We start from the raw sequence: 6,561 nt of genomic DNA on the forward strand, positions 1-6,561 counted from the left end.
ACTTAGGTGGCTTTTTTGCGTTAAAGTGATCAACGTTTCGGAAACAACGATAAGAAAATATTGTTGAGCCGTTCAACCTTCACTCATAAACACAACAAAGTAAGAGCACTATTTATGAATATGTTACTGCGCTTTTTTATTATGGTCAGTTTGCTTAAGCAGCAGCTCAAGCATGAGCCCATGAGTGAGACGATTAGTATTGAGACCTTAATCGCACCGACTGTCCGTAACTATCGGGTATTACCGCATGACATGGGGTTTCGCGATCATCTGCCCAATTATCGTTATTTGTCTTTTATAGAATTAAACATCACCAACTGGCTGATGACTTGCTGTCATCAAAAAGGAATAAAAAATCTTGGCTGGATTATCGCCATGCAAGAGATGGTCTATCTTAAAGAAATTAAATTTCTAAATAAAATGACAGTAAATAGTGTGCTTGTCGGTTGGGATAAAAAATACGTGTATTTTGAAACGCGGTTTTTTGTCAAACATCAACTTATGGGTATTGGGATGACGAAGTTTGTCTTGACCGATAAAAAAGGAAAGTGCGCGCCGGCGGTATTGGATATGCTCGGCGAGCAAACCAATGACGTCATCGACTCATGGAATGCGCATCAAGTAGCGATTAAATCTGTAAAGTCTGCCAAATAGGCTGATTAATCAAAGCCGTTTGTATAAAGAACTTGGCTATAATCAGTTAGCGAAGTTTGGTAGGATAGAGGTAAATAAACAGGCTGATAATTTAGCCGATCAACGTCTTGAGAAGACTTTTTAAATGATAACCGCTAAGGAGATACCATGACCCCGCAAAAACTAAAATGGACAGACAGCCTCGACATCGCCATTGAGCTTTATGAGAAGTTTCCAGAGGTCGACCCGCAGTACATTCGTTTTACGGATTTGCACCGCTGGGTGACTGAGCTTGAAGGCTTTGATGATGATCCACAGCGCTCAAACGAAGGTATTTTAGAAGCCATTCAGATGAATTGGATCGATGAAGCCGATTAAGGTGACTTTCTTCTTTAACAGTACATCCAATAACAATAATAGAGAGCAACAGGGCAGGCAGCATCATGACGTCTCAAATTAAAAAGTTAGCCGAAGCGATAGCGTGTAAGGGTATTAGCATTCGTACCACCAATCACGCTGAGATTAGCCATGACACTGCCAAGCTTGGTAGGTTATGGCAAAAATTTTATCAAAATCACGCAGGACAGTTGCCAGAAGGTGAAGATATTTATGGCGTTTACCATAATTATGAGAGCGATGATTTAGCAGGCGCGTTTGATGTTGTCGCTAGCTGGAAAACAGCCAGTGAGAAGGACGACCAATCAGACAGTGAGCGTACCGCCAGCACTAGTAATGTGGTAGAAGTCACCATTCCTGCAGGAAAGTACTTGGTATTTTCTGAAGAAGGCCATATGCCTAATACCGTCATGAATGCATGGGAAAAGGCATGGGAGTACTTTAATGATCCAAACTGTGAACACACTCGCAACTTTGATGTAGACTTTGAGCATTATATCGGTGGTAATCTAGAGTACGGCCAAGTGGATGTTTATATTGGGATTGAGTAAAACTAGTAATTGGCTTAAGTAACTTAATCTGCTCAATCTGTTGTCGACAAAAACAATGACAAAAAAGCGCTAACCTAAATCAGGTAGCGCTTTTTCTTTTGATAGATGTAATCAATTAGACAGGCGCAATTAATCTTACAATCAGTCCAACAATAAGTTTTCCAAAATGCCTTCGTATATCTGCGCAAGCTTACCCAAATCATCGACTTCCACTTTTTCATCGACCTGATGAATGGTGGCGTTACGGACACCAAGCTCGACCACTTGCGCACCAGTCGGCGCGATAAAGCGTCCATCGGACGTACCGCCTGATGTCGATAGCGTCGTGTCTGTACCTGTGACTGACTTGATCGCATTTTGACAGGCTGAAACCAGCTTGCCTTCAGGTGTCAAAAACGGCTGACCAGATAACTTCCAATTGATGTTGTAACTGGCCTTACTGTCGGTAAAATATTTGTCAAAGATAGCATGGGTTTTTGCCTTTAGCTCGTCTTCAGTCGTCTCTGTCGAAAAACGGAAGTTAAAGACAACGTTTAGCGTTTCAGGAATGACGTTGGTTGCACCTGTGCCGCCATTGATATTTGATATCTGCAATGAGGTGGCTGGGAAGTAGTCATTGCCGTTGTCCCATGCGGTAGAGGTCAATTCAGCAAGGGCAGACATCGCTGCATGAATTGGGTTAGAGGCCAAATGTGGATAGGCAACATGACCTTGCTTACCTATGACCGTCAGTTCTGCGCCTAGCGAGCCACGACGACCGTTTTTGATAATATCGCCTAACGTATCCGTGCTCGATGGTTCCCCCACAAGACAATAAGTAATTTTTTCTTGACGAGCCTCTAAGGTTTCGATGACTTTGACCGTACCGTTGATTGACGGCCCTTCTTCATCTGAGGTGAGCAAAAAAGCAATCGAACCATTGTGCTCAGGATGATTGGCAACGAAACGCTCAGCGGCGATAGTAAAGGCAGCAATGCCTGTCTTCATGTCTGCCGCGCCGCGTCCCCATAGATAGCCGTCCGCGATGGTCGGCTCAAATGGCGGATACGTCCAGTTTTTTTCATCACCCGTTGGTACGACATCGGTATGACCAGCAAAGCAAATGACGGGGTCCGTCGTGCCACGGCGTGCCCACAAATTTTTGACTTCAGCATGTTCACCCTTTGCTTGTCTGTCACCATAGTACATAAACTCGCAGTCAAAGCCTGCTTGCTTCAAACGCTCTGACAATATGTCTTGGCAACCATCATCGTCTGGTGTGACAGATGGGCGCTCGAGTAGGGCAATACTCAAATCTAAGGTTGCTTGCTGGTGGGTGGGCTGTTGGTGAGAGTCTGACATGGGTTAGCCTTTTGTATAATAATGAAAATGTTAAATATAAATAGATAATGAGTAATAAGTGCTAAGCGTCTACTTCGACAAAGGGTACAAGACCGTCACGGCGCATCCACGTAGCAATAGAGTAACGCTGACGATGCGCGATCTGCACTTGATGCTGTAGGTCGCTATCAAAAATGATTAGTCTATTGGCAACTGGCATTACTTCATGGTGCATGCCATGCTTATCAACGACTTCTAGCGCACCGCCGTCAGTCGCTCCCCAATCATCATTGAGATAAAACACGGCCGAGATTACGCGTTCATCGCGCCCAGCAGGGTTGTCGCTATGCCATTGATAACCAAAGCCAATCGGATAACACGCATAATGCGCTTCGCTATGACGAATACCCGCAAATAAGCTGCGATTAAACAGAGCGGCGAGGGCGTTAATGCTTTGTAGATAATAGTAGCCTGCAAAAAAGTTCTCGGTGATCCAGCGTATTCTATCACCGCGAATATCACTGATACGAATGCCAGCGGTTAGCGCCGCATCACGATAGTCAATAAAACCACTTTCAGCCTGTAGCGCAAGTAATGCGGTCTTATTAAATACATTATCAATAGTGAGCCAGCCATCAGTGACAAAGGTATCAAGCTGCTTATCCGTCAGCCTATCTTCCCAGCTGACTGCAAAATCAGACAGTTGCAGCATCTTCTGGGTAGGCGCGTCTTGGTCGTCGTTATGACTGTCTGGAGATAGTAACGGAGGATTGTCCTGTCCTATCGGATGATCAACGACCAACGCTGTCTTGTTCAGGTTGCTAATAATCTGCGTCATTTCATCTCATTCTTATCAATCAGTGGTCAATATACCGCCATTCAATGCGTTTTTATCGAAAGCGCTTACTAAAACCACATTATCTTTTACTCCGCCTATGCTACCATAGATGCAATTTTTCTTATTTAAACTTTTGAGATTATGAACTATAAACACGCCTACCACGCTGGTAACTTTGCTGATGTGGTTAAACACATTTTATTGGTACAACTGCTCAATCAATTGGGGCAAAAAAACAAACCGTTTTATGTGCTTGACGCTTATGGTGGCCGCGGACTGTATTCACTAAGCAGTGAAGAAGCGCGCAAGACAGGGGAGGCCAAAGGTGGTATTCAGGCTTTTTTGAAAGCAGATACCGAAAAAGCACCAGCCGCTGTCAAAGATTATATGGAAGGTATTAAACAAGCCAAATTCACTTACGACAATAAAGTCTATCCGGGTTCGCCGTGGTGGATTGCTCATCATGTCGAAAAAACCGCCGCTAAAAAACCTGATGCTGGCGTGCGCGCTGAGGCTTTTGAAGCCAAAGCGACTGAATATGATGCACTGAACTATCAGCTATATAAGCTGCCAATTGGTATTCAGCATCGCGATGCTTTTGAAGGTATCACCGCTGTTATTCCCCCAAAAGAAAAGCGCGGTTTGATTTTCCTTGATCCTCCCTTTGAGCAAGAGCATAAAGACTTTACGCGTCTGATCGATTTATTAGTCTCGGCTTATAAAAAATGGCCACAAGGTACTTATGCCCTGTGGTTCCCAATCAAAAATATCGAAGCGGTTGAGTTGTTTTATAAAAAGCTCAAGCGTACCGAGATGCGTCGTCAGCTGGTTTGTGAGCTAAATATTTATCCTAATGATGTGGCCGTCGGTCTGAACGGTACAGGTCTACTGGTTATCAATCCGCCATGGCAGTTTGATAACCATGCTCGCGAGATATTACGTTTCTTGCAGCCAGTACTAAAAGTAGAAGATGCGCCAGACTTAACACCTGACAGTGCGACCAATGTACGCTGGCTGGTTGGTGAATAGTGACGTCAGTAGGTGATGTCAGTGAACAGCAACATTGGCCAATAAGGATATCAAGATGACGAATATGCAGCCACCTGAAGGCGAACCAAATAACATGTCACCAAAAGAGGGAGCGTTGCAGGATAATGTAGCGACCCAGCCTCCATACATGGATGAGCATGAGTTTAATATTCGTCTAGCGGACAATGACAATTATGATGGTTTGACCTTTGAGGTCGTCGAGGCAGAAGTCGCGGAAGGTAAGCGTGTGGTCAGTCGCGGTGTCTATTTAGCGCCTAATTTGATTACCACTTTGTCACTGCTATCAGGATTTTATTCAATTTTGGCAAGTACGCAAGGCGAGTTTTACAAGGCGGCTTTGGCTATCTTTTTATCAGGTATTCTAGATGGTGCCGACGGCCGCGTTGCCCGTATGCTGAATGCCCAAAGCCCGTTTGGTGAGCAATATGATTCATTAGCAGATATGCTCGCGTTTGGCGTTGCGCCTGCTATTTTGGTTTATAGCTTTGCCCTAGAGCCGCTGGGTCGTATTGGGATTGGCTGTGCCTTTGTCTTTACTGCCTGTGCTGCCTTTCGTCTTGCACGTTTCAATGTGCAGGTGGGCATTGTCGATAAAAAATACTTCGTTGGTTTGGCCAGTCCGCTTGCCGCCATTCTAGTAACCTCTGCTGTTATGGTGGCAGTTGATCATAACGAATGGATTGGACAGTATGATACGGCGATCATGTTTTTGTTCGCAGCGTGGGTGGTCATTTGTGGTCTGCTTATGGTCAGTAATGTTAAGTACTACAGCTTTAAAGAGTTTGATAAAAAGAAAGTACCCTTTGTGGTGCTTATCATTGGCGTACTGGTCATGAGTATTATGCTTTATGATATACCTGTTGGTATCTTGGCGATCGGTATCATTTATGCGTTATCTGGTATTGTGACTACGATCAAAGCAAAGATGTAAGTGTAAATATGAACGTTACTGAGATAAAAAAAGGGACTTGCCAATAGGTGAGTCCCTTTTTTTATACTTTATTTACTATAAAAACATGGTGTTATAGTCAATCCATTAAAAAAGCGTTACAGCGTTAACCTCGCTTGAAGTATGACGTATACATCTGCACTCGGTTGCCTTTTACCACTCTTAAATTGGATCAACTATATTGAAGAATATTCTACTATCAGATACGTTTTATCCTTGCATAATAGCCATTTATTATGTTTCTAAACAAAATGTACATCCAAACGAAGGGGCTGTCCTAGATAACTAGTTCAAACCCTGTTTTGCATAACCATTGTAAAATAGATAAAACTATTGAAGTGTATAAACCATTGGAATATCTCTACAATTTGATGTTTGCGAAAGCAGTGAGCAAGACCCTCGAAATAATCCTTGACCCATCCTCAAACCTGCGTATAATGCGTCCCAGTCGAAAGGGAAGTGGTGAGGAAGCTTAAGCGATTAAGTTATTTCAAACTAATTAAAAATACTTCTTGACTAAATAAATAAAGGGTCTATAATACGCCCTCATCAGACGGACTGGCAGTGAGAGATGTGTCAATTACACATTAATAACGCGGTTAACCTGTTGAAACAAATTAAAATAAAGCTTGACAATTCAAATCAATATGATAAGATAGTCGGCTCGCTAGATAGCTTAACCGGCAACAGAAAAGGCAAAAAGCGTAAGTAATACCCTATATATCGATGACTGGACGACAGTGATTGAAACTATTTAAAAGCATAACTAAAGAACAACTTGTGTGGATTTTTGCTGATTCAGAATGCTAAAAAATAAAGTTGGT

Annotated in this window: 7 protein-coding genes; 5 read left to right on the top strand and 2 right to left on the bottom strand. The window is 43.1% G+C overall.

Annotated elements, in window-relative coordinates; translation table 11 throughout:
- The first annotated feature begins 114 nt into the window (after positions 1-114).
- The 3 genes from BLR43_RS06250 to BLR43_RS06260 all read left to right on the top strand — a co-directional run bounded on the left by BLR43_RS06250 (position 115) and on the right by BLR43_RS06260 (position 1,580).
- Positions 115-654: an acyl-CoA thioesterase gene (locus tag BLR43_RS06250; RefSeq protein ID WP_093069622.1), complete on the top strand. Its 540-nt coding sequence runs from the start codon at positions 115-117 to the stop codon at positions 652-654.
- A gap of 147 nt (positions 655-801) precedes the next feature.
- Complete coding sequence (gene iscX, locus BLR43_RS06255; RefSeq protein WP_071003236.1) at positions 802-1,011, top strand: Fe-S cluster assembly protein IscX; 210 nt, start codon at positions 802-804, stop codon at positions 1,009-1,011.
- Between the two features lie 65 nt (positions 1,012-1,076).
- A complete protein-coding gene (locus BLR43_RS06260) occupies positions 1,077-1,580 on the top strand; it encodes a GyrI-like domain-containing protein (RefSeq protein WP_093069624.1) in 504 nt (167 codons plus the stop codon).
- Between the two features lie 141 nt (positions 1,581-1,721).
- Here BLR43_RS06260 and dapE read toward each other — a convergent pair whose 3' ends face one another.
- Positions 1,722-2,921, bottom strand: a complete 1,200-nt coding sequence (gene dapE / locus BLR43_RS06265) for a succinyl-diaminopimelate desuccinylase (RefSeq protein WP_093069626.1) — start codon at positions 2,919-2,921, stop codon at positions 1,722-1,724.
- Between the two features lie 61 nt (positions 2,922-2,982).
- The gene (locus tag BLR43_RS06270) at positions 2,983-3,738 is read right to left on the bottom strand and encodes a 2OG-Fe(II) oxygenase (RefSeq protein WP_093069629.1); all 756 of its coding nucleotides are present in this window, start codon (positions 3,736-3,738) and stop codon (positions 2,983-2,985) included.
- Positions 3,739-3,879: 141 nt separating this feature from the next.
- Here BLR43_RS06270 and BLR43_RS06275 point away from each other — a divergent pair, with 141 nt between their 5' ends.
- The gene (locus BLR43_RS06275) at positions 3,880-4,767 is read left to right on the top strand and encodes a 23S rRNA (adenine(2030)-N(6))-methyltransferase RlmJ (protein WP_058024915.1); all 888 of its coding nucleotides are present in this window, start codon (positions 3,880-3,882) and stop codon (positions 4,765-4,767) included.
- Between the two features lie 148 nt (positions 4,768-4,915).
- A complete protein-coding gene (pssA, locus tag BLR43_RS06280) occupies positions 4,916-5,719 on the top strand; it encodes a CDP-diacylglycerol--serine O-phosphatidyltransferase (protein ID WP_093069652.1) in 804 nt (267 codons plus the stop codon).
- The last annotated feature ends 842 nt before the right edge of the window (positions 5,720-6,561 follow it).

The sequence above is a fragment of the Psychrobacter pacificensis genome (genome assembly GCF_900101915.1).
Lineage (GTDB): Bacteria > Pseudomonadota > Gammaproteobacteria > Pseudomonadales > Moraxellaceae > Psychrobacter > Psychrobacter pacificensis.